The organism is Pseudomonas sp. ITEM 17296 (assembly GCF_028895205.1).
Taxonomy (GTDB): domain Bacteria; phylum Pseudomonadota; class Gammaproteobacteria; order Pseudomonadales; family Pseudomonadaceae; genus Aquipseudomonas; species Aquipseudomonas kermanshahensis.
The window spans coordinates 40,390-65,752 of record NZ_WJRS01000015.1 but is presented as its reverse complement, the minus strand read 5'-3'; the positions used below and the strand labels follow the sequence as shown (position 1 = coordinate 65,752).

Genomic DNA, 25,363 nt, shown 5'->3' with positions numbered 1-25,363 from the left:
CTTAGTGGCGTTTGGCGCTACGGATCTGATGCACCACACCCATGGCTACCACGACTGCGGCAGCAATACCGGTGGAGATCACCAGGATCTGGTAGTCAGGCATGAACGCCATGGTCACCAGGGCAGCCACGATGAACGCGATTACCAGGTAGGTCAGCCACGGGAACAGCCACATCTTCAGGCGCACTTCCTTGCCTTCGGCAATCAGCTTGCGGCGCATGCGCAGCTGCGAGAAGGCGATCACCAGGTACACCAGCAGCGCGATCATGCCGGTGGTGTTCATCAGGGTGTCCAGCACGTCTTTCGGGCGCAGGGTTTCGCTGAAGTTGATCAGCGCACACACCACCGCCACGGCGCACGAGCCCATGATCGCGTACACCGGTACGCCGGTGCCGGCGCGGGTGATCTTGAAGAACGACGGCGCGTCGCCACGCTGGGACAGCGAGAACAGCATGCGCGAAGCGGTGTAGTGACCGGAGATCAGGCAGCTGCTCACCGAGGTCAGGACCACGAAGTTCATCAGCAACTCGGCATACGGCACGCCCAGCAGCTCCAGGGTACGGCGGTAGGCACCATAGCCCGAGACGCCCAGGTGCGGGTCGTTCCACGGCACCAGGCAGACGATCAGGAAGATCGAGCCAACGTAGAACAGGCACACACGCCACACCACCGAGTTGGTGGCCTTGACGATCTGCGCGGCCGGGTCTTTGGCTTCGGACGCGGCGATGGTCACGATCTCTGCGCCGAGGAAGGCGAACATCACCCCGAGCAACGCACCAATCACCGTAGTGATGCCGTTGGGCATGAAGCCTTCTGCGGTCAGGTGGCTGATGCCACGCACTTCACCGAACTGCCAGACGTTCATCACCGCTGCGGTGCACACCACCAGGAAGCAGACGATGGCGATCACCTTGATCAAGGCAAACCAGAACTCGAACTCGCCGTAATGCTTGACGTTGAAGAAGTTGACGGTGATCAGCAGCAGGGTCGTGGCCAGCACGAACACGTTGACACTGACGTCAGGGAAGAAGCCATGCAGGATCTTGCCCGCCACATAGGCTTCCCACGCCATGAGGATGACCCAGTACCACCAGTACAGCCATCCGATGGTGAAACCAGCCCAACGGCCAATGGCGCGGTCGGCGTAGGTGGAGAACGAGCCGGTGTCAGGCGAGGACGTCGCCATTTCGCCGAGCATGCGCATGATCAGCACCACCAGGATGCCGCCTGCCAGGTAGGCCAGGACAGCGGCCGGGCCGGCGCTGTGGATCACGCTGCCGGAACCGACGAACAAGGCGCCGCCGATAACCCCGGCGATCGACATCATCGTCAGGTGGCGCGACTTGAGGGAGGCACTGAGCTTGCTCTCGTGCCCGCCTTTCGCGGTGGTGGTTGTGGATGTTGCGTCCATCAGTTGTGTACCCCGTGCTTCTTTTTATCCAAGGAAAACTGTGAGACCCCGATGGCTAGCGGCCTCACCTGTACATCAGTGCTAATGCGGGCAGGATGGTGTGAGCAAACACACGCAGGCCATCCATGGCGGCCTGCTGACGCGCCCGAAGGTTTGCCCTTCGAGCGAACTGAACATGCTTTATGTGGCGATATCCGACACCTAATGTAAAAATGTCCGACGCAGAGAGCCATGCACAGTGGCATGAATCTCGCACTGCACTGTACAGGTCGCCAATGCAGTACACCCTGCAGGCACCTGACGCTACGCACCCTGAAAGGCCCTCGAATGTTCGAATTACACCCAGACGCCCCCACCCCGTTGGTCAACCAGATCATCGACGGCTTGCGCGAGCTGATCGACAACCAGACGCTCAAGCCTGGGGCCAAGGTCCCGTCTATCCGCGCCTTTGCCGCGACCTACTCGGTGAGTACCTTCACCGTGGTCGAGGCCTACGACCGCCTGGTCGCCCAGGGCCTGCTGGTCAGCCGCGGCAATGCCGGATTTTTCATCAACCGCGCAGCTGGCGAGTTGCTGGACAAACACAATGTCGAGGCCGACACCAGTCGACCAACGTTCAACTCCGAGTGGTACCTGCAGCAGATCTTCGAGATCCGCCAGCTGCCCTTCAAGCCCGGCTGCGGCTGGCTGCCCAATGACTGGATGTACGAGGAAGGCCTGCGCCGCGGCCTGCGCCAGGTTGCTGGCAGCCCGCTGGAGTTGTCCGGCTACGGCGACCCTATGGGCCTGGCCGAACTGCGCACGCTGACCGCACAAAACCTGCAGCAGGAGCTATCGATCGTCGCCAACCCGGCGCAGCTGATGCTCACCCACGGCGCCAGCCAGGCCCTGGACCTGGCCGCGCGCACCCTGGTGCGCCCAGGGGACGTGGTGCTGGTCGACGACCCCGGCTACCCCAACCTGATGAGCATCCTGCGCACCCAGGGCGCGACGTTGGTCGGCGTACCCCGCACCCCTGCCGGTTACGACCTGAACCAGCTGGAGCAGTTGCTGGCGCATCACCGCCCGACCGCGTTCTTCACCCAGCCGCACCTGCACAGCCCGACCTGCTCGCGCACCCCGCTGCCGCAGTTGCATCGGCTGTTGCAACTGGCCAGCCAGCATGGCTTCCGCCTGGTCGAGAACAACCTGTACGCCGACATGGTCGCCGAACCGCAACCGTGCCTGGCCAGCCTCGACCACCTGCAGCAGGTGGTGTACGTCGGCAGCTATTCGAAGAGCATCTCGCCCAACGTACGGGTTGGCTACATGATGGCCAACCCGGAGCTGATGCAGAAACTGGTGCACCTGAAAATGCGCTCAGGCCTCACCACCTCGCAGGTGATGGAGCGCGTGGTGTACGCCGCGATCATCGACGGCCGCTGGCGCAAACACCTCAAACGCCTGCGCCAGCGCCTGGCCGAGGCGCACCAGGAAGTGGGCCGGCACCTGCACCGGCTGGGCTTCGAGTTGTTCACCGAGTCGGATGAAGGCATGTACATCTGGACCCGCCACCCCGCCATCCCCGACAGCGCGGAGCTGCTGGATGATGCGTTGGAGAAAGGCATCATGCTTGGGCCTGGGCAGCTGTTCATGGTCGATGCCAAGCCGACCGGATGGATGCGCTTCAATGTGGCGTTCAGTACGGACCCGGCGATGTGGGAGTTGTTGGAGAAGGTGCTGGTGAAGCATGTGCGGCGGGGTGGGGTGTAGGGACGGTGGTGTGGCGGGGTGTTCGCCTTGACATCTTCTGCGCCTGTGAGATCGAGCGCCGCCCGCGCGGCGCTTCGCAGCACAAGGCTGCTCCCACATCTGTTTCGGGCCAATTATTCCTGAGGTTTGGGCGCGCGGCCCCTTTTGGTACCCACCTCAATACCGTTCGAACAAACAAGGCGGTCGCGCGCAAATATCACAGACCTCACTGGCCAGAAACGGATGTAGGAGCAGCCTTGTGCTGCGAAGCGCCGCGCGGGCGGCGCTCGATCTCATAGGCGCTGAAGCATTCAAGGCAGGCGATTCATCGTCCCCGGGCTATGATTAGTCAATTTTCTATTTATTATTTGCACTATTAGCCCAGCTTATTATCGAGCCCGACCATGTCCGACCGCCTGCTCAACGACCGCCTCGACTGGAACCTGCTGCGCACCTTCCGGGTCATCGGCCAGGAGCTGTCCATTAGCCGGGCGGCCGCCCGCCTGCACCTTACCCAACCGGCGGTGAGCCAGGCGCTCAAACGCCTCGAAGATCAGCTCGGCCGGCAACTCATCGCCCGCCGTGGGCCACGCTTTGTGCTGACTGAAATGGGCGAGCAGCTGTTTGTGCTGGCCGGCGAGGTGTATGGGCAAATGTCGCAGATCGGCTGCCTGCTGGAGCAACCGGCGGACGAACTGGTGGGCAAGGTGCGCTTGCTGATGATCAGCCGCATCGAAAGCGAGCAGTTCGACGATTTTCTTGCCGACTTCCACCGCCAGCACCCACGGGTAGAGCTGGAAATCGAGGTGATGCGCAGCTCCGACATCGTCGCCGCCTTGCAGGAGAAGACTGCCACGGCGGGCTTGAGCCTCAATCGACGGCCGCAACCGCGGCTGGAGCAGCGGCTGTTCCTGCGCCAGCGCTATGGGTTTTTCTGCGGCAAGCACCATGCCTTGTTCGGCCAATTGGAGGGCGACCTGCAGCGTGAGAACTTCGTCAGTTTCACCAGCGACCAGATCGGCGGGATGCTCTCGCCGCTGACCATCTTCCGGGACCAGCAAGGGTTCTCCGGGCGGATCGTAGCGTCCTCGCCCAGCCTTGAAGAGGTACGCCGGCTGGTGATCGCGGGCTTTGGCATCGGCTGCCTGCCGGAACACGTGGTGGCGGCGGATGTGGCGGCGGGGTTGTTATGGAAGTTGCCACCGCAGGAGGGGATTGCGGATGTGGATATCCACCTGCTGTGGAACAGGGAGCAACGGCTGAACCGGGCCGAGCGAGTATTTATCGAGGCCCTGCAACAGTGCGGAGATAACAAAGAATCGTAGGACACAGTGAGGGGGAGTTCATCGCAACATCGCAAAAACGCTGCTTGTGAACGCCCCTCTAGCGCTTTTTGGCTGACTGATAAACCGCGCTGCGTTCACGCTTGCCCACTGAAACTACCACAACAACGACCCGCTCATCTTCGACCCGGTAGACGAGGCGGTAGCCTGAAGCCTTGAACTCTATTTTGTAATGATTAGGCAGCTCCCGCAGAGCATCGGCCTGCACCCTCGGTGCCTGCAAACGTTCGCCAAGCTTCTTCTTGATCTGCTCACGCAACGTATGGCCCAGTTTGCCCCACTCCTTGAACGCTGAAGGGACGAACTCAAGCTTATAAGTCATCCAAAGACACCGGTATACCTTGCTCACCAAGACGGGACTTGGCCAGCTCGCTTAGCTCGATGTCTTCCAGTTTTTCCATCATGGCTTCATACAGTTCGGCCGGCACCATGTAACCCATCACACGATTGTGATTCAGTACGGCAATGGGCATGCCTGCGGCGCCAGACATTACTGCAGTTGGGTTCTTTTTTAGCTCTGAAACGCTTACCGCTACGTCAGCGAAAATATTCTGCATGCTATCAGCCCTCAATTAAGACCGATATTTTGGTCAAATTTAAGAAGCATGGCAAGTGACGGCCCCGTAATAGTTTGGATCCCATCCCCGGGCAGGGTATGCTTGCAGGATAGCCAAATGCCATTATCCGGGCGCACCCAGTGCCTGGCATTCACGGACGAGCCTCCTTTGCCAAGCCACCCTACCCGCCACACCATCGCCCGCCAATGGCAGCTGCTCAAGCTGCTGCCGGGGCGCCACCCAGGCATGAGCTCTACGCAGTTGCAGGCAGCGCTGGCGAAGGTGGGCCACACCACCAGCAAGCGCACCGTGGAGCGCGACCTGGTGGAACTGTCGGCGTTGTTTCCGCTGCACTGCAACAGTAAAGGCATGCCTTATGGCTGGTACTGGCAACCTGGGCTGAGCCTGGACGAGGCGCAGCAACTGCAACCGGATGCCCTCGCACCGGTTCGCCAGATCGGGCTACGCGCTTGGGTCGATGACGCGCTCGCGCGGCGCCTGGAACAGCAGCCACTGTCCACAGACATGCAGCTGGCACCTCAGCAAGACGGCGGCGCCGCGCTGGCCGCTACCGTCGACGACAGCCGTGCACTGATGGGCTGGTTACTGTCCCAGGCAGGTTCGATACGTGTCCTAGCCCCCGCATCACTGCGCACCGCCCTGCTGGAGCAGCAGCGCCAGAGCCTGGCGCTGCACGAAGAATGCAGCTAAGCACGAGCGTGTAGGAGCAGCCTTGCGCTGCGAAGAGGCCCGCGACAACACCGCGAATCTTCGCTGGTGCTACGGGCCTCTTCGCAGCACAAGGCTGCTCCTACAGTGAGTTAAGTGGGTTGGTCACGTCCGCAGTGAGCCACACTGCGTCCCAATGGGGATAGTCACCTATGTGTTCAACCAAACCCGCACGCAATGGGTTTGCAACGATGTACCTGGCTATCTTGCGCACGTCATCGTCCTTGCGTACGGCACGGTCTTGATAACCACGTTGCCAGACTTGGCCACGACTTACCCCTGCTTTGCATAGTGCAGTGCCAGAACGCGACTTGAACTGCCGCATCAGGCTGCACAGTGTGTCGGTGTGAAGCTCAATCAGCCAATGTAAGTGGTCAGGCATCACCACCCAGGCAAGTGAATGGCAGGCATCTTCTCGTTCCGAATGGCGCATTTGCCCGATGACCAGGCGCGCAGCACGCAGGTTTGCAAACAGCGGCCTGCGCTGGTGAGTGACAGTGGTGAGCAGGTATAGCCTGCCGGGCTCCGAAAACCGTCCCCGCCGTAAGAGTTTTGCTTTGGCCCAATCCATGGTGTGCCCCTCGTTTAACGATCCTTGTCGTTACGAACAATAGGAGACACAGCAATTCAGCACTCGGTAGATCGTTACTGAATATCACAACCAAATACCGAATAGCGGTTGTGTAGGAGCAGCCTTGTGCTGCGAAGAGGCCCGCGACAACACCGTGAATCTTCGCTGGTGCTACGGGCCTCCGCAGCGCAAGGCTGCTCACAGTGACCCATCGATAGGTTCAGGACGGCAACACCGGCACGCGTCGGCGTGACAGGCAGGCGTACGCCAACCCCAGCACGCTGAACCCTAACACCACCAGCAGCACCATCAATTCGCGGCTGTAGCGCGCCACTTGCGCGGGGAAGCCGGTGAACTCTCGGTACACCTGCACATCGGCCACGCCGTCGGCATGACGGATGCTGACGCCGCCCTGGCGGATCTGCGAGTAGTCGGCATCGAAGTACACCCACACCTTGCACGCCCCACCCGGTTCGATGGAGGGTATCTCGACCAGGGGCGTGGCGGCTTCAATAATGGTGTCGTTGCCAGCCGCATCGCGCACTTGCACCAGGCCCTTGGCCGGCAGGCGAATCTTCACCAGGCGAACCGGCGCATTACCGGTGTTGCGCAGGTCGATGAGCAGACCGGTGCGGTGGTCGACCAGCCCCGCCTCGAACGGTTTGGCGAACAACTGGGCGTAAGGCGCCTGGGCCAGTTCGATCAACCTGTCGACCTGATCCTGGTGCAACTGCCCTTCGCTGATGGTGTTGATACGGCCCTGCAATTGCTCGTACTTAAGTTGCTCGCTGGCCTTGGTGATGCGTTCGCTGAATTGGCTCGGGTAAGTGAGGTAGGCGTAGGTCAGGGAGGCCTCCAGGCGAGGGCTGCCTTTGATCACCACATAGGCCACTACCATGACCATCAGGCCAATCAGCAGGGCTACGAGGACTTTGCCGACTTTGTCCCAGCTCAACGCAAACTTCCTTCTGTCGTGATACTGACGGTTCAAGGCGCCCAAGGGTGCCAATTTCGTGGCGCCCAGGCAAGCATTCAACGCCCTGGGAGCCGAAAGCGACCACACCGGTACCCTGATAGCAGAGCATAGCCACCCTCAGCATCGACAGGTTGAAGTTCTGACCCTGGGCTCAGAAGCCCAGCGTCGCCGACAGCAGGTAGGTCCTTGGGGTAGACAGCGTCAGCCCTGGCTCACTGTCGTCCGAAGCCCCTGCCGACGCCCAGTAGCGGTCGTCCAGCACGTTCTCGACACTGGCACGCAGCGTGACCTGGGTCTCGTCTACCTTGAAGGCATAGCGGGCGCCCAGGTCGAAACGCTCCCAGTCGTCGATCTGCTTGCTGTTGTTCTGGTCCAGGTACTGCGAACTCGAGTGAATGCCCCGTGCGGTCAAGGTCAGCCCGTTTACCCTCGGTACATCCCATTCGGCCCCCACATTGACGTTGTACTCGGGCGTTGCCGGTGCGCGGTTGCCGTCGAAGGCGCCGCCGACGGTATCGGTCAGTTCGCTGTCGATGTACATCACCCCGCCCAGCAGGCGGACGCCCTCCAGCGGCTCGCCAAACACACTGAGTTCCACACCTCGGTTGTCGCGCTTGCCATTGGGCCCGAACACTCGCGTAGTGGCATTGGTTTCGTAGGCGGGCTGGCGTATGCGAAACACGCTGGCGGTGAAGCCGACCTTACCCAGGTCATACTTCGCCCCGACTTCCACCTGCCGGCTGGTGAAGGGCGGGAAGATCTGGTCTTCGTTGACCGACGTCGACGGCGCGATCTTGCCTTGGCTCAAGCCTTCCATGTAGTTGGCGTACAGCGACAGCTGCTCGCTGACCTTCAGCAGAACGCCCGCCGATGGCGACACCTTTTCTTCGTCGTAGGCCGTGTCACCTTTGACGCCGTCGCTCCAGTCATCAACCTGCACCCGCTGCCAGCGGGCGCCCAAGGTCAGCAGCAGGCGGTCATCGAAAAAGCCAAGGGTATCGGCCAGGGCGACGCCGCTGAACCGGTTCTCGGTGTAAACCTTGGGGTCGAGCCGGGTCGGGGTGCCGGGTGTCGGCGTGGCCACCGGGTTGTAGAGGTTGCTGGGCGCGGAGGCGTAGCGCGCGCCGCCGTTGGTGAAGTCCATGTAAAAGTACGTGGCGGCCAGGTTCACTTCATGGCTGACCGGCCCGGTATGGAACCAGTTGCGCACACCGGCCGTGGCGGTACGCACGCTTTCATCGCGGGTGAAATCGCGCGGCTGAACAGTAAAGTCCCCGGCATCGTTGATGATCGAAACGTTGTGGCGCAAGAAGTCATGGTTGCTCTTGCGCGCACCGACTGCGCCATAAGCCATCAGCGAGTCGCTGATATCGTACTCGGCATTGACGGCACCGAAGGTGTCATTAGTGCGCGCCTTGCTCCAGGCCTGTGCGTAGTTGTGGTGTACATCATTGGCGCTCGGCACCTTGGCGTTGGCACCAATCAGCACACGCTCCTGGGGGGCATCGGTATCACGTTCGGTGTGGCCGATGTCGGTCGATAGGCGCAGCCGCTCGCCGCGAAAGTCCAGGCCCAGCACCGCCATGTCCCGCTCGACACGCTGGTGTTCCCACTCGGTGTCGCCGGCCTGCTTGACGCCGTTGAAGCGGATACCAAACTGCCCGCCCTCGCCAAAACGGCGACCGACATCCACCGCGCCACCGGCCTGGCTGCCCGAGGCATAACTGCCGGTGAACTCAGTAATGGGCGTATCGCCTGCCCGCTTTGGCACCACATTGATACCGCCGCCCACGCTGCCGCGCGGCGAAATGCCATTGAGCAACTGGCTCGGCCCCTTGATGATGTCGACCCGGTCGGCCATCTCCATGTCGATCGAGTAGGTCGGCAAGATGCCGAACAGGCCATTGTAGGAAACATCGCTGTTGAACAAGCTGAACCCGCGGATGGTGAACTGCTCGAAGCGCCCACCTGCCGGGTTGGTCGCACGCACCGAGGGGTCGCTGGCAATCAGGTCACCCAGGGTACGTGCCTGCTGGTTCTTCACCAGGTCGCTGGTGTAGGTGGTCATGCTGAACGGGGTGTCCATGAAGTCGCGCGAGCCAAGCAGGCCTTGCGACCCTTGGCGGGCGACCTGGCCACCGGCATAAGGTGGCGCGTCGCTGGCACCCACATGGCCACCGACAATGCTGGTCGGGGCGATCTCCAGCGCATCCGACGCTTGCGCCACAGGCACCAGGGTAAACGCCCCGTTACCCACTGGTTGCAGCTGCAGGCCGCTGCCTTGAAGCAGCTGCATGAAGCCCTCGTCAACGCTGTAACTGCCTGACAACCCCCTGCTTTGCCGGCCAGTGACCAGCGCCGGGTCGAGTGAAAGGCTGACCCCGGCGAGGTGGGCGAAACGGGTCAGCGCGGCGCCCAGGGTGCCGGCGGGCACGGTGTAGGTACGCCGCGCGAGGTCGTCGGCCCAGGCTGACGAAGACAACAGGTTGGCACTCAGGCTGATGGCAAAACCCAGGTACATCAACGGACGCGAACGAAGTGACGCCGCACGCGGGCGGCAAGGCAATACGACAGGCATTGAAACAGGCTCCCTTTATTCTCTACTACCGCTAATGACAGGCGGCCTGAAAAAAAGGGACAGCCTTGCAGCATTATTTTTAACGAACGAAAAACCCTGCCCACCGCCCACGGTTAATCCTTGACCGAGGTCATGCCGTGACGGACGATCAGCCTTCCACAAGCAAGGACGAATACCATGTTACGGATATTGGGCAGAGCGTCTTCGATCAACGTGCGTAAAGTCCTCTGGGCCTGTGCCGAGTTTGATATCCCCTTCGAACGGGAGGACTGGGGCGCAGGCTTCACCGCCACCGACACCCCCGAATTCTTGGCACTTAACCCCAACGCCATGATCCCGGTCATCCAGGATGGCGACTTCACCCTGTGGGAATCCAACTCCATTATCCGTTACCTGGCGACGCGCTATGGCCACGCCTCGGTGTACCCGACCGAGGCAAAAGCACGAGCAGGTATCGATCAATGGATCGACTGGCAGGCTTCGGACCTCAACAGGTCCTGGAGCTACACCTTCATGTCGCTGGTCAGGCATTCACCCGCCCACCAGGACCCGCAGGCGCTGGCCGCGGGCCGTGCCGAGTGGTCTCGCTACATGCAGATTCTTGATCGGCAGCTCGCCGCAACCGGTGCGTATGTGGCCGGCGACATGTTCACCCTGGCAGACATCCCCATCGGCCTTTCGGTCAACCGGTGGTTCGAGACGCCTTTCGAGCACCCTGATTTGCCAGCCGTCAGGGCGTATTACGAACGCTTGAGCAAGCGCCGGGCGTTTTGCCTGCATGGCAGAAACGGCACCCCCTGAGCGCACTGCTGCCACACTCGACCGCTGCGCCGCCCTGGCAGAACTGATCGAAAGGGCTGCGTAGCGGCCCACGTGCCCACCGCCCACGGACTACCCTCATGCCGCACACTTATCACGGCAGCTGCCTTTGCGCCGCTGTCAGCTATCAGTTGCTCACAGCCCCCAAAGCGCTCACCCATTGCCATTGCAGCCAGTGCCGCAAAGGCCACGGGGCGGCGTTTGCAAGCTATGCCAGCGTACCCCGCAACGCCCTCAAGGTACTGACCGGCGCAGACACGATCAGCACCTATCACTCCTCGCCTTCGGTACAACGCGAATTCTGCGCACGCTGTGGCTCGAACCTGTTCTGGTCACGCGCCGAGGGTGAGTTCAGCGACTGGGTATCGGTGGCCCTGGCCACACTGGACACGCCCTTCACGCCACACAGCCAAAAGCACATTCACCTCGATGCCAAGGCGCCTTGGTATTTCCCCATCGAACCCAGTGCGCCTGGCGCCTAGGCGCCTTGCAGCACGCTCTAGCGTGGCTGCAACAGCTTCGCCAAGACGAACGTCACAACCACCGCCAGCAACACCGCCAGCGAAATCGACAGCACTGCGCCCCACTGCAACAGCGAACTTTGCAGGGCCAGGTAGAAGCCCACCACGCCCACCGCGCCAATGGCATTGCCACGCACGATCGCGCCCAACTCGTGGCGCCCGCCCTGGACGTGGGCAAATACTGCAAGCGGCCAGGCGATTACCGGGACCGGCGCCAGCATCCCACTGACCACCGGCCCGAGCATCGTTGCACTGGCCGTGATCACCAACAGCAACAAGGTGGCGGTCATCATGCGCATCGGGATGACCCAGCGCGGCATCGGCACGTAACGCGCTGAACGGGCCTGGGCCGGTTGCGAGGTAGCGACGACGATGGCGACGACCAGTAACAGCGTGGCAACGACAGACAGCGCCACCCAGCCCAGGTGGCTGGTCGCCAAGGCGGCCACAGCGAAGAACAGCAGCGCTACGATGCAGCCGACAAACGCACTGACGCGCTGGGTCACCCAGTAGTAGAACAAACAGGTCGCTTGCACGGCGGCCACCCCCGCCAATGCCCCAGGTACGGCCTGCGACGCGAACACCTCGCCCTGTTCAAGGCTGAGAAACAGCATCACCAGCGCTGAGGTGACAGGCAGCCCCGACAGCAGCCCGCCAATTTGCGTACCCCAACGTTTGCCCGCCAGCGAGATGGCCAGCATGAGGGTGGGTGTCATGAGTAGTTTGAGGTAGAAGGCAGTCATGCAGAGGTTCGGATCAGAAGGGAGGGATCAAGCCTTGCGCAGTCGCGCGCGGGTTGCTTGGCAGAGCCTCATGCTAGCCGAATTGCACTTCAGCCCACCAGCGGCGAACGCGCTGGCCCCGTCACAACTGCGCCAGCCGCTCCCGCAAGAACCCGACAAAGGTTTGCACCGCCCGCGCCACCTGGCGATGCTGCGGATACACCGCCGACAACTGCAACGCCGGCGGCGTCCAGTCTTCCAGCAACGTCACCAAGCGGCCATCCGTCAGTGCCTGGCCAACGATGAACGTAGGCAGGTACGTCACGCCCATCCCCGCTATCGCCGCATCCCTGAGCATTTCGCCATTGTTGGCGCGCATCCGCCCCGCCACCGCAATTGCCTGCGTCTTGCCGCCCTGTTTGAACTGCCACTGCACCTGGCGTGAATGCCCATAAGGCAGGCAGTCATGCCCGGCCAACTGCTCGGGGAATGCGGGCACCCCATGCGCCTCAAGATAGGCCGGGCTTGCGCAGTACACCCGTTCAACACCGGCAAGACGCCGCGCGATGAGGCTGGAGTCCTCCAGCGCGCCAATGCGCAAGGCCAGGTCATAGCCTTCGCCGATCAGGTCCACGGCCCGGTCGCTGAGGTCCACTTCTACATCCACCTGCGGGTGCAACTGCAGAAATTCGGTCAGCAGGCACCCCAGGTGGGCCATGGCGAACGACAGCGGCGCACTCAGGCGCAAGGTGCCGCGCAAGGCCTGGGCCTGGCCGCTGATGTCGTGCTCCACCTGCTGCACTTCGCCCAGCAAGCGCAACGCCGACTGGTAATAGTGCTGCCCCAGCGGGGTGGCGTCCAGGCGCCGTGTCGAGCGGTTGAGCAGGCGCACGCCCAGGCGTTCTTCAAGTTGCATCAGGCGCCGGCTGACCGATTGCTTGGACATACCCAGACGGTCCGCCGCAGCGGTGAAACTACCGGCTTCCATGACCTGGGCGAAGATCCGCATGTCTTCGTAAGGGTTCATTGTCTCGCTCCTGGTGACAGTCAAACGCTTTATAGCCGCTTTTTCCCACGAAGGCATCTCCTTAATCTACTCGCAAGTCACAGCGATGGCCCTTAAGGCCAGGCAATGCGCCCCCCTCAAACACTTGCATAGAAAAGGATTCGCACATGAACATTGTCCACAAGGCACTCACTACTAGCCTCCTTGCCCTCTCCGTTTCCACTGCGTTTGCAGCAGGCAGCCCAGGCGTCGAGCAGCACACCCAGGCCTTCCTCGAAGCCTTGGAAAAGGGTGGCGGCAAGCCCCTGGAACAGCTCGCGCCGAAGGACGCCCGTGCAGTGCTGACCGGTGCTCAATCGTCGGTCAAGGTTGACCTGTCCGGCATCGAAGTCAAAGCACACACGATCCAGGCCAACGGCGAGGCGATCACGCTGCAAGTTGTCCGCCCGGCCAATGTAAAGGGTGAGTTGCCGGTGTTCATGTTCTTCCACGGCGGCGGCTGGGTACTGGGCGATTTCCCGACTCACCAGCGGCTGATTCGCGACCTGGTGGTCGGTTCCGGCGCGGTAGCGGTGTACGTGGACTACACGCCTTCACCTGAAGCGCACTACCCCACTGCCATCAACCAGGCGTATGCCGCCACCCGCTGGGTGGCCGAGCATGGCAAAGCGATCGGCGTGGATGGCAAGCGCCTGGCCGTGGCCGGCAACAGCGTCGGCGGCAACATGGCCGCAGTGGTCGCGCTCAAGGCCAAGGAGGCCGGTACCCCTAAGCTGCGCTTCCAGTTGCTGCTGTGGCCGGTGACCGATGCCAGCTTCGAAACCGGCTCGTACAAGCAGTTCGCCGAGGGGCACTTCCTCACGACCGGCATGATGAAGTGGTTCTGGAATAGCTACACCACTGACGCCAAGGCACGTGAGCAAATCTACGCCTCGCCGCTGCGCGCCAGCAGCGAGCAGCTCAAAGGCCTGCCGCCAGCGCTGGTGCAGACCGCAGAGTTCGATGTGTTGCGTGATGAGGGCGAGGCCTATGCACGCAAGCTGGATGCGGCGGGGGTGACGGTGACTGCGGTGCGGTACAACGGGATGATTCATGACTATGGGTTGCTGAACCCGCTGAGCCAGGTGCCTGAAGTGAAAGCGGCGATGCGCCAGGCGGCTGGGGAGCTGAAGGTACACCTTCAATAAATCCAGACACAAAGGCCCGCGCGATCGAGTCTTTGTGGTTGCGCGTGCCATTGCCACCTGTTCTTCCGAAACCCACTTATAAGGAGACCACCATGCTCACCGTCCGTAACGCCCAAGACCGCGGCCTGGCCTTTCATGGCTGGCTGAAATCCTTTCACACCTTCTCTTTCGGCCACTACCGCAACCCCGACGAACAAGGCTTCTCGGACCTGCTGGTGATCAACGACGATCGCGTCATCGCTGGCAAGGGCTTTGGCGAGCACCCGCACCGGGACATGGAAATCTTTTCGTATGTGCTCGAAGGTGCGCTGGAGCACAAGGACACCTTGGGCACCGGCTCGGTGATCCGCCCCGGCGACGTGCAACTGATGAGTGCCGGGCACGGTGTGGCTCACAGCGAGTTCAACCACAGCCAGGCGCAGCCAGTGCACTTCCTGCAGATCTGGATCGTGCCTAACGTCCAGGGCGCAACGCCGCGTTACCAGCAGCAGCACTTCAGTGCCGAGGAAAAACGCGGCAAATTGCGGCTGATCATCTCCCCGGATGGTGCCGAAGGTTCATTGCAGGTGCGCCAGAATGCGCGGGTGTACGCCGGGTTGTTCGACGGTGCAGAGCGGGCGAGCCTGACCTTGCCGCAGAATCGGCACGGCTACGTGCATGTGGCGCGCGGCAGCATCGAGCTCAATGGGCAGGTGTTGAATGAGGGCGATGGCGTTCGGGTGCGCCAGGAGCAGTTGCTGCAACTTGACAATGGCCAGGATGCAGAGGTCCTGGTGTTCGACTTGCGCCCCCATGAGTTGCCAGGCATGCCGTAAACCGATGCCGGCCCTGATCACCTCAGGGCTCGAACCCTTCGACGATGATCACTTCAGCCTTCGCCACACCTTGGCGGTGGCTGCAGGCCTCCTGATAAAGCGCCGACTGATAACAGGCCACCGCCTGCTCGTATGAGTCGAACTCGATCACCACGCTGCGCTGCGGCGTCGGCCGCCCTTCCATCGCCTCGCTACGCCCGCCCCGCGCCAGAAACCGCCCACCGAATGCGGCGAAGGCAGCGGGCGCGCGCTGGGTGTATTGCTGGTATTGCTCGGGGTCGGTCACATCCACGTGGGCGATCCAATACGCTTTCATCCGCTGCTCTCCTGTTGCAAAAGTATTTGTGTATGATGGTATACCATAAAAATCACCCCACCACAGCGAGCGTGCAGCATGGCTTTCAACAGCATCGAAGAACTTCTCGAGGACTACCGGCAAGGCAAGATGGTCCTGCTGGTGGACGATGAGGACCGGGAAAACGAAGGCGACCTGCTGATCGCCGCCGAACGCTGTGACGCCCAGGCCATCAACTTCATGGCCCGCGAAGCGCGCGGCCTGATCTGTCTGACACTGACCGACGATCATTGCCAGCGCCTGGGCCTGGAGCAGATGGTACCGGCCAACGGCAGCGTGTTCAGCACCGCCTTCACCGTGTCGATCGAGGCCGCCACTGGCGTCACTACCGGTATTTCCGCTGCCGATCGTGCGCGCACCGTGGCAGCGGCCATGGCGCCGAACGCGCGCCCGGAAGACCTGGTGCAGCCTGGGCATATCTTCCCCCTGCGCGCCCGCGAAGGCGGCGTGCTGACCCGCGCCGGCCACACCGAAGCGGGCTGCGATTTGGCGCGCCTGGCCGGTTTCACAGCCGCCTCGGTGATCGTCGAAGTGCTCAATGACGACGGCACCATGGCGCGCCGCCCGGACCTGGAAGTGTTCGCCGCCAGGCACGGCATCAAGATCGGCACCATTGCCGATTTGATCCACTACCGCCTGAGCACCGAGCAGACCATCAAGCGCATCGGCGAGCGCGAATTGCCCACCGTGCACGGCACCTTCCGCCTGGTGACCTATGAAGACCGCATCGAAGGTGGCGTGCACATGGCCATGGTCATGGGCGACATCCGCCGCGAGCAACCGACCCTGGTGCGCGTGCATGTGATCGACCCGCTGCGCGACCTGGTCGGCGCCGAATACGCCGGCCCGGCCAACTGGACACTGTGGGCGGCGCTGCAGAAGGTCGCCGAAGAAGGCACCGGCGTGGTGGTGATCCTGGCCAACCATGAATCTTCGCAGGCGTTGCTCGAACGCGTTCCGCAGCTGACCCAGCCGGTGCGGCCTTACCAGCGCGGGCAGTCGAAGGTGTATTCGGAAGTCGGCACCGGTGCACAGATTTTGCAGGACCTGGGCGTAGGCAAGCTGCGCCACCTTGGCCCGCCGCTCAAGTATGCGGGGTTGGCAGGGTATGAGTTGGAGGTGGTGCAGAGCATACCGTTCGAGCCAGAGATGGCTGGCTGACACCGCTGCCGTAGCGCCCACGCCGTGTAGGAGCAGCCTTGTGCTGCGAAGAGGCCGGTACTTACTCAGAGAAGGGTCCTGTTTGCACCGGCCTCTTCGCAGCACAAGGCTGCGCCTACAGCACGTGGAGGCGATGGTTGGAAAGGTTGGAGTGATGGCCGGTCGCCTCCGCCTCTTGCCAAAAGTTTGGAATACCATAATATGATATCCCGTAGACCTTGAATGTGCAGGCCGGCACCTACACTCACAATCGGCCACCGACACTTTGTTTTAGCTGCTCCCCGAATACTGTTGGCGGGCGCACCAAAAAGCCCCGCCTCGAATAACAAAAGCAACGAGGGCGTAACCATGCTGTTGAGCAAACGTGTAACCGCAGTGCTGTCCGCCAGCCTGCTGACCCTGGCGTGTCAGGCCACGCAGGCCGCTGACAGCCTGAACTTCGTCAGTTGGGGCGGTACCACCCAGGACGCCCAGAAAGAAGCATGGGCCGTACCCTTCTCCAAAGCGACCAACATCAAAGTCGTCCAAGACGGCCCTACCGACTACGGCAAGCTCAAGGCCATGGTCGAAAGCGGCAACGTGCAGTGGGACGTGGTCGACGTCGAAGCCGACTTCGCCCTGCGCGCCGCCAGTGAAGGCCTGCTCGAGCCGCTGGATTTCAACACCGTCAAAAAAGACCGCATCGACCCGCGCTTCGTGTCCGACCATGGCGTCGGCTCGTTCTTCTTCTCGTTCGTGCTCGGCTACAACGAAGGCAAGCTGGGTGCGAACAAGCCGGTAGACTGGACCTCGTTGTTCGACACCAAGACCTATCCCGGCAAGCGCGCCCTGTACAAATGGCCGAGCCCTGGCGTGCTGGAACTGGCGCTACTGGCCGACGGCGTGCCCGCCGACAAGCTCTACCCGCTGGACCTGGACCGCGCTTTCAAAAAGCTCGACACCATCAAGAAAGACATCGTCTGGTGGGGTGGCGGCGCGCAGTCGCAGCAACTGCTGGCCTCTGGTGAAGCCTCGCTCGGCCAGTTCTGGAACGGCCGCGTGTATGCCTTGCAGCAAGACGGTGCACCGGTGGGCGTGAGCTGGAAGCAGAACCTGGTCATGGCCGACTTCCTGGTCATCCCCAAGGGTGCCAAGAACAAGGACGCGGCCATGAAGTTCCTGGCCAACGCCAGCAGCCCCGAAGGCCAGGCCGAGTTCGCCAACCTGACCGCTTACGCGCCGGTCAACCTGGACAGCGTGCCCAAGCTCAAAGCCGACCTGGCGCCTAATCTGCCGACCGCCTATGCCCAGGACCAGGTGACACTGGACTTTGCCTACTGGGCGAAAAACGGCCAGGCCATCGCCGCACGCTGGAATGAGTGGTTGGTCAAATGAAAGTCGCCATCAACGCCCTGCACAACGCGCAAGGTGCCCCCACGGGCGCCGGCGCCCCGGGAACGGCCCCCCGCCGTGTGAGCCTGGGCCAGCGCTGGAAAGGCAGCCGCAACCTGCTGCCTGCCCTGCTGTTCCTTGGCCTGTTCTTCTTCGCCCCGCTGATCGGCCTGTTGCTGCGCGGCGTGCTGGAGCCAGTGCCAGGCCTGGGTAACTACGAGCAGTTGTTCGCCAACTCGGCTTATGCGCGGGTGCTGTTCAACACCTTCTCGGTGGCCGGTGTGGTGACCCTGATCAGCGTGCTGCTGGGCTTCCCGCTGGCCTGGGCGATCACCCTGGTGCCTAACGGCTGGGGCCGCTGGTTGCTGAACATCGTGCTGCTGTCGATGTGGACCAGCCTGCTGGCGCGCACCTACTCGTGGCTGGTGCTGCTGCAAAGCTCGGGTGTGATCAACAAGGCGTTGATGGCCATGGGCATCATCGATACCCCGCTGGAGATGGTGCACAACCTCACCGGCGTGGTGATCGGCATGAGCTACATCATGATCCCGTTCATCGTGCTGCCGCTGCAGGCGACCATGCACGCCATCGACCCGATGGTGCTGCAAGCCGGGTCGATTTGCGGGGCCAGCCCGTGGACCAACTTCTGGAAGGTGTTCCTGCCGCTGTGCCGCTCGGGGCTGTTCTCGGGGGCGTTGATGGTGTTCGTCATGTCGCTCGGTTACTACGTCACGCCGGCCCTGCTCGGTGGAGCACAGAACATGATGCTGCCCGAATTCATCATTCAACAGGTGCAGTCGTTCCTCAACTGGGGCCTGGCCAGCGCCGCCGCCGCACTGCTGGTGGTGATCACCCTGGTGCTCTTCTACCTGTACCTGAAGCTGCAGCCGGAATCCCCGGTCGGCAACGCGAGGTAATCCGCCATGCTCCTGTCACCCAATGCCATGGGCCGCCCGCTGCGTACGGGCCTGTACCTGACCACCGGGGTCATCGCCGCCTTCCTGCTGCTGCCGGTGGTGTTCATCGTGCTGCTGTCGTTCGGCTCTTCACAGTGGCTGGTGTTTCCACCGCCGGGCTGGACCTTCAAGTGGTACGGCCAGTTCTTCTCCAACCCGGAGTGGATGGATGCCGCCCTGGCCAGCCTCAAGGTCGCCGTGCTGACCACTGTTGCCGCAGTGCTGCTGGGCCTGCCGACGGCGTTTGCCCTGGTGCGCGGCCGCTTCCCCGGCCGTGAGATGCTCTACGGCCTGTTCACCATGCCGATGATCGTGCCGCTGGTGATCATCGCCGTCGCGGTGTATGCGCTGTTTCTCAAACTGGGCTACACCGGCACGCTGTTCGCGTTCGTGGTCAGCCACGTGATCGTCGCCCTGCCCTTCACCATTATCTCGATCATCAACTCGCTGAAGCTGTTCGACCAGTCGATCGAAGATGCCGCGGTCATCTGCGGCGCCTCGCGCCTGCAGGCGATTTTCAAGGTGACCTTCCCGGCCATTCGCCCGGGCATGATCGCCGGCGGCCTGTTCGCCTTCCTCGTCTCGTGGGATGAAGTGGTGCTCAGCGTGATGATGGCCAGCCCCGACCTGCAGACCCTGCCCGTGAAGATGTGGACCACCCTGCGCCAGGACCTGAGCCCGGTGATCGCCGTCGCCTCGACGCTGCTGATCGGCCTGTCCCTGCTTGTGATGGTCATTGCCGCCGCTTTGCGCCGGCGCACCGAAGTCAACGCCTGAGCGCCCGGAGAAAACAACAATGAGTGCAGTGATCAAAGACAACGCGCACAACAAGACCCTGGTCAGCCTGCGCGGCCTGAACAAGCACTACGGCGACTTCACCGCCGTGGACAACCTGGACCTCGAAATCCAGGACGGCGAGTTCCTCACCTTCCTCGGCTCCAGCGGTTCGGGCAAGTCCACCACCCTGTCGATGCTGGCCGGTTTCGAAACCCCCAGCAGCGGCGAGATTCTGGTCGAAGGCCAGTCGCTGGTGAACGTACCGCCGCACAAGCGTGATATCGGCATGGTGTTCCAGCGTTATTCGCTGTTCCCGCACCTGAACGTGCGCGACAACATCGCCTTCCCCCTGGCCATCCGCAAGCTCGGCGCCGCCGAGATCAACAAGCGGGTCGATGCCATGCTCAAGCTGGTGCAGCTGGAAAAGTTCGCCCACCGCAAGCCCTCGCAAATGTCGGGCGGCCAACAGCAACGGGTGGCGATCGCCCGTGCGCTGGTCTACGAGCCCCGCATCCTGCTGATGGACGAGCCGCTCGGCGCATTGGATAAAAAGCTGCGTGAAGACCTGCAGGACGAACTGCGCCAGTTGCACCGCCGCTTAGGCATCACCATCGTCTACGTCACCCACGACCAGGAAGAGGCCATGCGCCTGTCCCAGCGCATCGCCATCTTCAGCCATGGCAAGATCGTTGGGTTGGGCAGTGGCTATGACCTTTACCAGAACCCGCCGAACGCGTTCGTCGCCTCGTTCCTGGGCAATTCCAACTTCCTGCGGATCAAGGCCAGCAGCAATGGCGCGGGCAGTTTCGAGGGCCAGCCGGTGGCCATCCGCCTGACCGCCGGGTTGGCTGCCGAGCAGCAGGCACTGATCATGGTACGCCCGGAAAAAGCCCTGGCACTGACCGCTGCCCAGGCCGCCGCGCAACCCTTGCCAGCGGGCTGGAACGAGGTGCGGGCCAAGGTCGCCGAAGTGTTGTTCCTGGGTGAAAGCCAAACGTGCCATGTGGTCACTGCCGGCGGTACCGAGATGACCGTGAAGGCGCTGTCTGCGGCAGGCATGCCGATGCAGCCAGGGGATACCGTGAACGTGCGCTGGGCCGTGGCCGATGCCTGCATCTATACCGAGTGGGCGGAGAGTGACCTGAGCAAGTCGGCAGGCGCGCACTGATTTAGCAGCAACCTGTGGGAGCAACTGTCTTGTGGTGCTTGCCGGCCTCTTCGCGGGCAAGCCAGCTCTCACAGGATTAACGCCCTCCCGACTGCCTGTCATATTTCTATCACGCCACCGTCGTAATCTGCCGGGCAACTCTGTGCCATAGGTTGCCCGGCATGCCCCGCCTGCTGCTCATTCTTCTTGCCCTGCTTCCGCTGTCGGCCCTGGCCGATTTTGCGCATTTGCGCGTGCAGGGCTCCAACACCATCGGCGCGGCCCTGCTGCCGGCTTTGGTGCAAGGGCAATTGCGGGCTCAAGGTGCAACGGCGATTGAACAGGCCCCCGGCACACACACCAACGAAACCGTCATCACCGCCCGCGACGTTCGCGGGCAACCGCTGCGTATCGACATCGCCGCGCATGGTTCCAGCACCGGCTTTGCAGCGTTGGGCCGGGGCGAGGCCGACCTGGCTGCCGCCTCGCGGCCGATCAACGATACAGAAGTTCAGCAACTGCATGCCCTGGGTGACCTGCGTGCGGCCAGCGCCGAACAGGTCATCGGCCTCGATGGCGTGGCGGTGATCGTCCACCCCGACAACCCACTGCCGCAACTGACCACGCTGCAACTGGCGCAGATCTTCTCCGGGCACATCCAGCGCTGGGACCAGGTGGGCATTGCGGGTGGGAAGATTCACCTTTATGCCCGCGACGACCGTTCCGGCACCTTCGAAACCTTCAAGGCACTGGTGCTCGACCCTAATCAAGGCGAGCTGTCTGCCAAGGCTCAGCGGTTTGAGTCCAGCGACACGCTGGCCGAGCGCGTCACCGCCGACCGCCAGGCCATCGGTTTCAGCAGCCTGGCGGCAGTACACGGGGCCAAGGTGCTGGCCGTCGCCCAGGGCGATGCACCGGCCATGCTGCCGCAGCGCTCGCTCGTGGCCAGCGAGGACTACCCGCTGTCGCGGCGCCTGTATTTCTACCTGCCAGCCAACCCCAAGCCTCAGGCCAAGGCCCTGGCCGACTTTGCCCAGAGCCCAGCCGGCCAGGCCATCGTCGCCCAACTGGGTTTCGTTTCGCAGCAGGTCAAGGCGCAACCGGTCCCCCCACAGGCCGACATGCCGCCGCGCTACCGCACACTGGCCGAGCAAGCGCAGCGGTTGAGCGTGAATTTTCGCTTTCAGGAGGGCAGCGCCAGCCTCGACAACAAAGCGTTGCGCGATGTGCAGCGGGTAGCCGAGTACCTGCGCCAGGCCGGCAAGCTGCAGAGCAAGGCGGTGCTAGTGGGCTTTGGTGACCCCAAGGAGACACCCGGGCGCGCGGCGCTGCTTTCGCGCTTACGGGCGTTGGCGGTTCGTCGCGAGCTGGCACGCGATGGCGTGGACGTGCTGGAAGTGACCGGCATGGGCGACGAACTGCCCGTGGCAGGGAACGACCAGGAGCAAGGCCGCTTGCGCAATCGGCGGGTAGAAGTGTGGGTGTATTAAGGCGTCACCCGCCGGGTGCCAGGCAAAGAAATGTAACAGGTCTGCATTCGGCATCCCGCGCAAACGGGACTAGGCTCAAGCCCATGTGATACCGGGCCCCTCTGACGGCTGCCAAGCCGCCATGTCGGATCACTGTTGCCTTGCAACGTCGACAATCAAGGAGGGGCTCATGACGGCTCTGCAGACATTCCTCACCACTCCGTTTCTCGGTACCAGCACGTGGTTGTGGCTGGTGTTCATCGCCATCGTCATCGGTTTACTGGTACTCGACCTGGGCGTGCTGCACCGCCAGGACCGCGAGATCGAAATGCGCGAAAGCCTGCTGCTGTACTCGGGCTATTTCAGTGTCGGCGTGCTGTTTGGCGCCTGGGTCTGGTTTGAACTGGGCGCGCAGTCGGCGCTGGAGTTCTACACCGGGTTCCTGGTCGAGCAGTCGCTGTCGATGGACAACGTGTTCGTCATGGCGATGATCTTCGGCTTCTTCGCCATCCCCCGCCGCTATCAGCACCGCGTGCTGTTCTGGGGCATCCTGGGCGTGGTGTTCCTGCGGGCGATCATGATCGGCGTGGGTGCGACACTGGTGCAGAACTTCGAATGGGTACTGTACATCTTCGGCGCCTTCCTGCTGTTCACCGGGGTGAAGATGGCGCTGTCGAAGGAGGACAGCCATCCGGACCTGGCCAACAACCCAATCTTGAAATTCGTGCGCCGGCACATGCGGGTTACCGACCAGATCCACGGCTCGCACTTCTTCGTGCGCCAGACACCGCCAGGGCAAAGCAAGGCGCTGCGGTATGCCACCCCGCTGTTTCTGGCCCTGGTACTGATCGAACTGGCCGACCTGGTGTTTGCGGTCGACAGCGTGCCGGCGATCTTCGCCATTACCCAGGACCCGTTCATTGTCTATACCTCGAACATCTTTGCCATCCTCGGCTTGCGCTCGCTGTACTTCGCCTTGTCAGCGTTGATGCACCGGTTTATCTACCTCAAGTACGCGCTGGCGTTGGTGTTGATCTTCATTGGTTGCAAGATCTTCTACCACGGGATGGTCGGCAAGGTGCCAGCGTTGCTGTCGTTGGGGGTGACGTTTGGGTTGTTGCTGGGTGGGGTGGTGGTGTCGTTGGTCAAGACGCGGGGGGGTAAGGTAGCGGTGGATGAGGCCAGCATGGAGCCGCTTCCGGCGGGGAAAGCTGAGGGTGATAAAAATGAGAAAGACCCGCAATTGCGGGTCTGACTAACGCGCTTAATACGTGCAAACTCAGCGATTCTTAGACGCAACTATTCATCAAAAATACAAAAACTAGAATTACTACACCTTGGAAATCTTGATAACTAAACCCGCAAACATCATCCAGGCAAAACCGATGATAGCTAGCCAAGTAGACACTGCCAACCATCGCTTCAGCTTTGGCGGAAATCTTTTTAGTTCTTCAGCATCCACTTGACCGCGGCGCAACACAAACCAGGGGAACGTGACTAGCCCACCAATAGCACAAACCAACATTAGTCGCCATTTAAAATAAGACCCACCCCAAGTTACTTTCAAACACTCTATATACGAATTACTTGTAACCGAAGAACAAACAACCTGATAATGACGAGTCAACGTTATGTACGCACTTATTGCAAAGCCTGACATGGAAATAACAAATGGCATAATTACAAACGACAGCTTTACAGCTATAGGCCATGTATTAATATCCATAATTTGATACCTCATAGATGAATTCCCCTGTCCCCTCCCCCATGATCTCACCTAACTTACCGCCCGCGAAGCTACCGCCGCCAACTAATAAAATTCCGCATAATGGAATTGCTAAACCCGCAGTACCCACAGTAAAAGCAGCACACACCGTACCAGCCGCTGCACCGGCTACCAACGACCCTGCCATTCCACCACCCACGCTCCCGCTGAATTTTCCTGTTTCTACGAAACGGGCTTTCCTGCAAGCCTCTGTACTCCCTGCCTGACAAACCTCTCTCACATTGAGGTACGACGAAGCCCCGCTCAGTCCAATTGCAGCATTCCCGCCGTGTTTGAGGTAATTGGAGAGTTTCGCCACTTTATCGAGATGCGTCGCATACCCCGGTATCTGCCCCGCCCCACCCGCTTTCGACCAATGGTGCACCAGGCTCTTGGTCGAAATATTCAGACTCTTCTTCAGCCGCTCATAACTCCCCAAGTTCAGCTGTTTGTTAAGCAATGCCGCCTTCAACTGTCCATCCAGTTGCTGCAACAGCTGACGCCGCGAGACGAAGAATTCGCGACTGTTCAAATGCCCATGCCGCAAAAACTCCCGCTGATGCAATTGCTCGATCTGGTTCAAGGTGTTGCGGACCTGTTTCAACCCTTGATCCAGCATGTCCTTGCCCACGCCCATCGATTGGCTGGCATTGCTGAGCAAGCCGGCAATATCAGCCTGGTGCTTCATCATGAAATCCGATTCGGCAAAATCCAGCGCCGCCAACGCGTGCCGGGCGTCCTGAGCGGCAGCCATCAGCTTGGCTTCCTCACGGGTACAGGCATCGCCATTATCTGGGTCACCAATGACGAAAATTTCCCCAGCCTTGAATCCTTGATCGTAGGTAGGATTAAGCCGCTGCAAACGGGAAATGGGTAACGAGGCGTCCTGCTCGGCCAACCGCAGCAGAACCTGAGAGAACGACATGCTTCTGGGAACCACATAAAAGCCCGGCTCCATTGTCCCCGGCAATGCTGTAACTGACCCTCGCGAGCAGTTGCCTGCTTGAGCACCCGCGGATGGCACAATAGACATTACGCGGTTAGACGCCAAAGTCCGCAGAGGTGGCGGTGCCACATCCAGCGGTGCTACGACTCGGTTACTACCGGGCGGGCAACCACAGTTCACCAGCGCCCCATCCATGGCCACGGCATGGCCATCAGAGAAGAAATGCAAAACGCCTTCAGCGACGGTCCCTTCATTGCCGCAGAGGGGACAGGGTGTTGTCCTGTCGCCCTCCCTGAGCACCCTACGCCCATCGCTCAAGTAGCAGAGATCAGTCGCGATGCAAACAGCGCCCGTCGTGGTGACATCACCGTCTACCGCCTGACCTTTTCCTCCCAGGTTGACACGCATCGACACGCTCTCTGTGCATAGGTGAGGTGTCGAAACCTAACA

25 protein-coding genes are annotated in these 25,363 nt (G+C 61.6%); 14 read left to right on the top strand and 11 right to left on the bottom strand.

Annotation, left to right across the window (positions count from 1 at the left end; all coding sequences use genetic code 11):
* Position 1 precedes the first annotated feature (1 nt).
* Entirely contained in the window at positions 2-1,411 is a 1,410-nt protein-coding gene (locus tag GIB19_RS17450) for an amino acid permease (protein ID WP_027593792.1), read from the bottom strand.
* A 327-nt stretch (positions 1,412-1,738) separates the two neighbouring features.
* On the opposite strand from GIB19_RS17450, the gene GIB19_RS17445 reads away from it, so the two are divergent.
* Together GIB19_RS17445 and GIB19_RS17440 are read left to right on the top strand one after the other, a co-directional pair.
* Positions 1,739-3,163 carry an aminotransferase-like domain-containing protein gene (locus GIB19_RS17445; RefSeq protein ID WP_027593793.1) on the top strand — a complete coding sequence of 475 codons (1,425 nt, stop codon included), beginning with the start codon at positions 1,739-1,741 and terminating at the stop codon, positions 3,161-3,163.
* A 383-nt stretch (positions 3,164-3,546) separates the two neighbouring features.
* Positions 3,547-4,467, top strand: a complete 921-nt coding sequence (locus tag GIB19_RS17440; RefSeq protein WP_274887326.1) for a LysR family transcriptional regulator — start codon at positions 3,547-3,549, stop codon at positions 4,465-4,467.
* Between the two features lie 58 nt (positions 4,468-4,525).
* Here GIB19_RS17440 and GIB19_RS17435 read toward each other — a convergent pair whose 3' ends face one another.
* Positions 4,526-4,807, bottom strand: coding sequence for a type II toxin-antitoxin system RelE family toxin (locus GIB19_RS17435; protein WP_274887325.1), 282 nt, complete (start codon positions 4,805-4,807; stop codon positions 4,526-4,528).
* Positions 4,797-5,042: a type II toxin-antitoxin system Phd/YefM family antitoxin gene (locus tag GIB19_RS17430; protein WP_027593796.1), complete on the bottom strand. Its 246-nt coding sequence runs from the start codon at positions 5,040-5,042 to the stop codon at positions 4,797-4,799. Before GIB19_RS17430 ends, GIB19_RS17435 begins: the two co-directional genes overlap by 11 nt.
* A gap of 168 nt (positions 5,043-5,210) precedes the next feature.
* Here GIB19_RS17430 and GIB19_RS17425 point away from each other — a divergent pair, with 168 nt between their 5' ends.
* Complete coding sequence (locus GIB19_RS17425; RefSeq protein ID WP_085273290.1) at positions 5,211-5,753, top strand: WYL domain-containing protein; 543 nt, start codon at positions 5,211-5,213, stop codon at positions 5,751-5,753.
* 100 nt (positions 5,754-5,853) lie between these two features.
* Here the strand turns inward: GIB19_RS17425 and GIB19_RS17420 are convergent, their stop codons facing one another.
* From GIB19_RS17420 to GIB19_RS17410, 3 genes are all read right to left on the bottom strand, one after another.
* On the bottom strand, positions 5,854-6,342 hold the full coding sequence (locus GIB19_RS17420; RefSeq protein WP_238211978.1) for an REP-associated tyrosine transposase: 489 nt from the start codon (positions 6,340-6,342) through the stop codon (positions 5,854-5,856).
* A gap of 220 nt (positions 6,343-6,562) precedes the next feature.
* Positions 6,563-7,297, bottom strand: coding sequence for a hypothetical protein (locus tag GIB19_RS17415; RefSeq protein WP_099429841.1), 735 nt, complete (start codon positions 7,295-7,297; stop codon positions 6,563-6,565).
* 172 nt (positions 7,298-7,469) lie between these two features.
* A complete protein-coding gene (locus tag GIB19_RS17410) occupies positions 7,470-9,896 on the bottom strand; it encodes a TonB-dependent receptor (RefSeq protein ID WP_274887324.1) in 2,427 nt (808 codons plus the stop codon).
* Positions 9,897-10,073: 177 nt separating this feature from the next.
* Between GIB19_RS17410 and GIB19_RS17405 the strand changes: the two genes are divergently transcribed.
* Positions 10,074-10,697, top strand: a complete 624-nt coding sequence (locus GIB19_RS17405; RefSeq protein ID WP_274887323.1) for a glutathione S-transferase family protein — start codon at positions 10,074-10,076, stop codon at positions 10,695-10,697.
* 98 nt (positions 10,698-10,795) lie between these two features.
* Positions 10,796-11,197, top strand: a complete 402-nt coding sequence (locus GIB19_RS17400) for a GFA family protein (RefSeq protein ID WP_274887322.1) — start codon at positions 10,796-10,798, stop codon at positions 11,195-11,197.
* A 17-nt stretch (positions 11,198-11,214) separates the two neighbouring features.
* On the opposite strand, the gene GIB19_RS17395 is transcribed toward GIB19_RS17400, so the two are convergent.
* Together GIB19_RS17395 and GIB19_RS17390 are read right to left on the bottom strand one after the other, a co-directional pair.
* The gene (locus GIB19_RS17395) at positions 11,215-11,979 is read right to left on the bottom strand and encodes a hypothetical protein (protein WP_099429845.1); all 765 of its coding nucleotides are present in this window, start codon (positions 11,977-11,979) and stop codon (positions 11,215-11,217) included.
* Positions 11,980-12,100: 121 nt separating this feature from the next.
* On the bottom strand, positions 12,101-12,985 hold the full coding sequence (locus GIB19_RS17390) for a LysR family transcriptional regulator (protein ID WP_274887321.1): 885 nt from the start codon (positions 12,983-12,985) through the stop codon (positions 12,101-12,103).
* Between the two features lie 146 nt (positions 12,986-13,131).
* Here GIB19_RS17390 and GIB19_RS17385 point away from each other — a divergent pair, with 146 nt between their 5' ends.
* Both GIB19_RS17385 and GIB19_RS17380 read left to right on the top strand, forming a co-directional pair.
* Entirely contained in the window at positions 13,132-14,151 is a 1,020-nt protein-coding gene (locus GIB19_RS17385; RefSeq protein ID WP_274887320.1) for an alpha/beta hydrolase, read from the top strand.
* A gap of 92 nt (positions 14,152-14,243) precedes the next feature.
* The gene (locus tag GIB19_RS17380) at positions 14,244-14,966 is read left to right on the top strand and encodes a pirin family protein (protein WP_274887319.1); all 723 of its coding nucleotides are present in this window, start codon (positions 14,244-14,246) and stop codon (positions 14,964-14,966) included.
* Positions 14,967-14,988: 22 nt separating this feature from the next.
* On the opposite strand, the gene GIB19_RS17375 is transcribed toward GIB19_RS17380, so the two are convergent.
* Positions 14,989-15,282, bottom strand: a complete 294-nt coding sequence (locus tag GIB19_RS17375; protein WP_027593807.1) for a DUF1330 domain-containing protein — start codon at positions 15,280-15,282, stop codon at positions 14,989-14,991.
* A gap of 78 nt (positions 15,283-15,360) precedes the next feature.
* On the opposite strand from GIB19_RS17375, the gene ribBA reads away from it, so the two are divergent.
* The 7 genes from ribBA to GIB19_RS17340 all read left to right on the top strand — a co-directional run bounded on the left by ribBA (position 15,361) and on the right by GIB19_RS17340 (position 23,457).
* Positions 15,361-16,482, top strand: a complete 1,122-nt coding sequence (gene ribBA, locus GIB19_RS17370; protein ID WP_099429849.1) for a bifunctional 3,4-dihydroxy-2-butanone-4-phosphate synthase/GTP cyclohydrolase II — start codon at positions 15,361-15,363, stop codon at positions 16,480-16,482.
* 348 nt (positions 16,483-16,830) lie between these two features.
* Positions 16,831-17,856: a polyamine ABC transporter substrate-binding protein gene (locus GIB19_RS17365; protein ID WP_099429850.1), complete on the top strand. Its 1,026-nt coding sequence runs from the start codon at positions 16,831-16,833 to the stop codon at positions 17,854-17,856.
* A complete protein-coding gene (locus GIB19_RS17360; protein WP_033694105.1) occupies positions 17,853-18,770 on the top strand; it encodes an ABC transporter permease in 918 nt (305 codons plus the stop codon). Before GIB19_RS17365 ends, GIB19_RS17360 begins: the two co-directional genes overlap by 4 nt.
* Positions 18,771-18,776: 6 nt before the next feature.
* Positions 18,777-19,586, top strand: coding sequence for an ABC transporter permease (locus tag GIB19_RS17355; RefSeq protein WP_027593811.1), 810 nt, complete (start codon positions 18,777-18,779; stop codon positions 19,584-19,586).
* 19 nt (positions 19,587-19,605) lie between these two features.
* Positions 19,606-20,754, top strand: a complete 1,149-nt coding sequence (locus GIB19_RS17350) for an ABC transporter ATP-binding protein (protein ID WP_027593812.1) — start codon at positions 19,606-19,608, stop codon at positions 20,752-20,754.
* Between the two features lie 161 nt (positions 20,755-20,915).
* Positions 20,916-22,223, top strand: coding sequence for a substrate-binding domain-containing protein (locus GIB19_RS17345; RefSeq protein ID WP_274887318.1), 1,308 nt, complete (start codon positions 20,916-20,918; stop codon positions 22,221-22,223).
* Positions 22,224-22,392: 169 nt separating this feature from the next.
* Positions 22,393-23,457, top strand: coding sequence for a TerC family protein (locus tag GIB19_RS17340; RefSeq protein WP_274887317.1), 1,065 nt, complete (start codon positions 22,393-22,395; stop codon positions 23,455-23,457).
* Positions 23,458-23,532: 75 nt separating this feature from the next.
* On the opposite strand, the gene GIB19_RS17335 is transcribed toward GIB19_RS17340, so the two are convergent.
* Both GIB19_RS17335 and GIB19_RS17330 read right to left on the bottom strand, forming a co-directional pair.
* Positions 23,533-23,928 (bottom strand): hypothetical protein, encoded by a 396-nt coding sequence (locus GIB19_RS17335; RefSeq protein WP_157765564.1) that lies wholly within the window; start codon positions 23,926-23,928, stop codon positions 23,533-23,535.
* Entirely contained in the window at positions 23,918-25,321 is a 1,404-nt protein-coding gene (locus GIB19_RS17330; protein WP_274887316.1) for a PAAR domain-containing protein, read from the bottom strand. The genes GIB19_RS17335 and GIB19_RS17330 overlap by 11 nt, the downstream gene beginning before the upstream one ends.
* Positions 25,322-25,363: the final 42 nt, after the last annotated feature.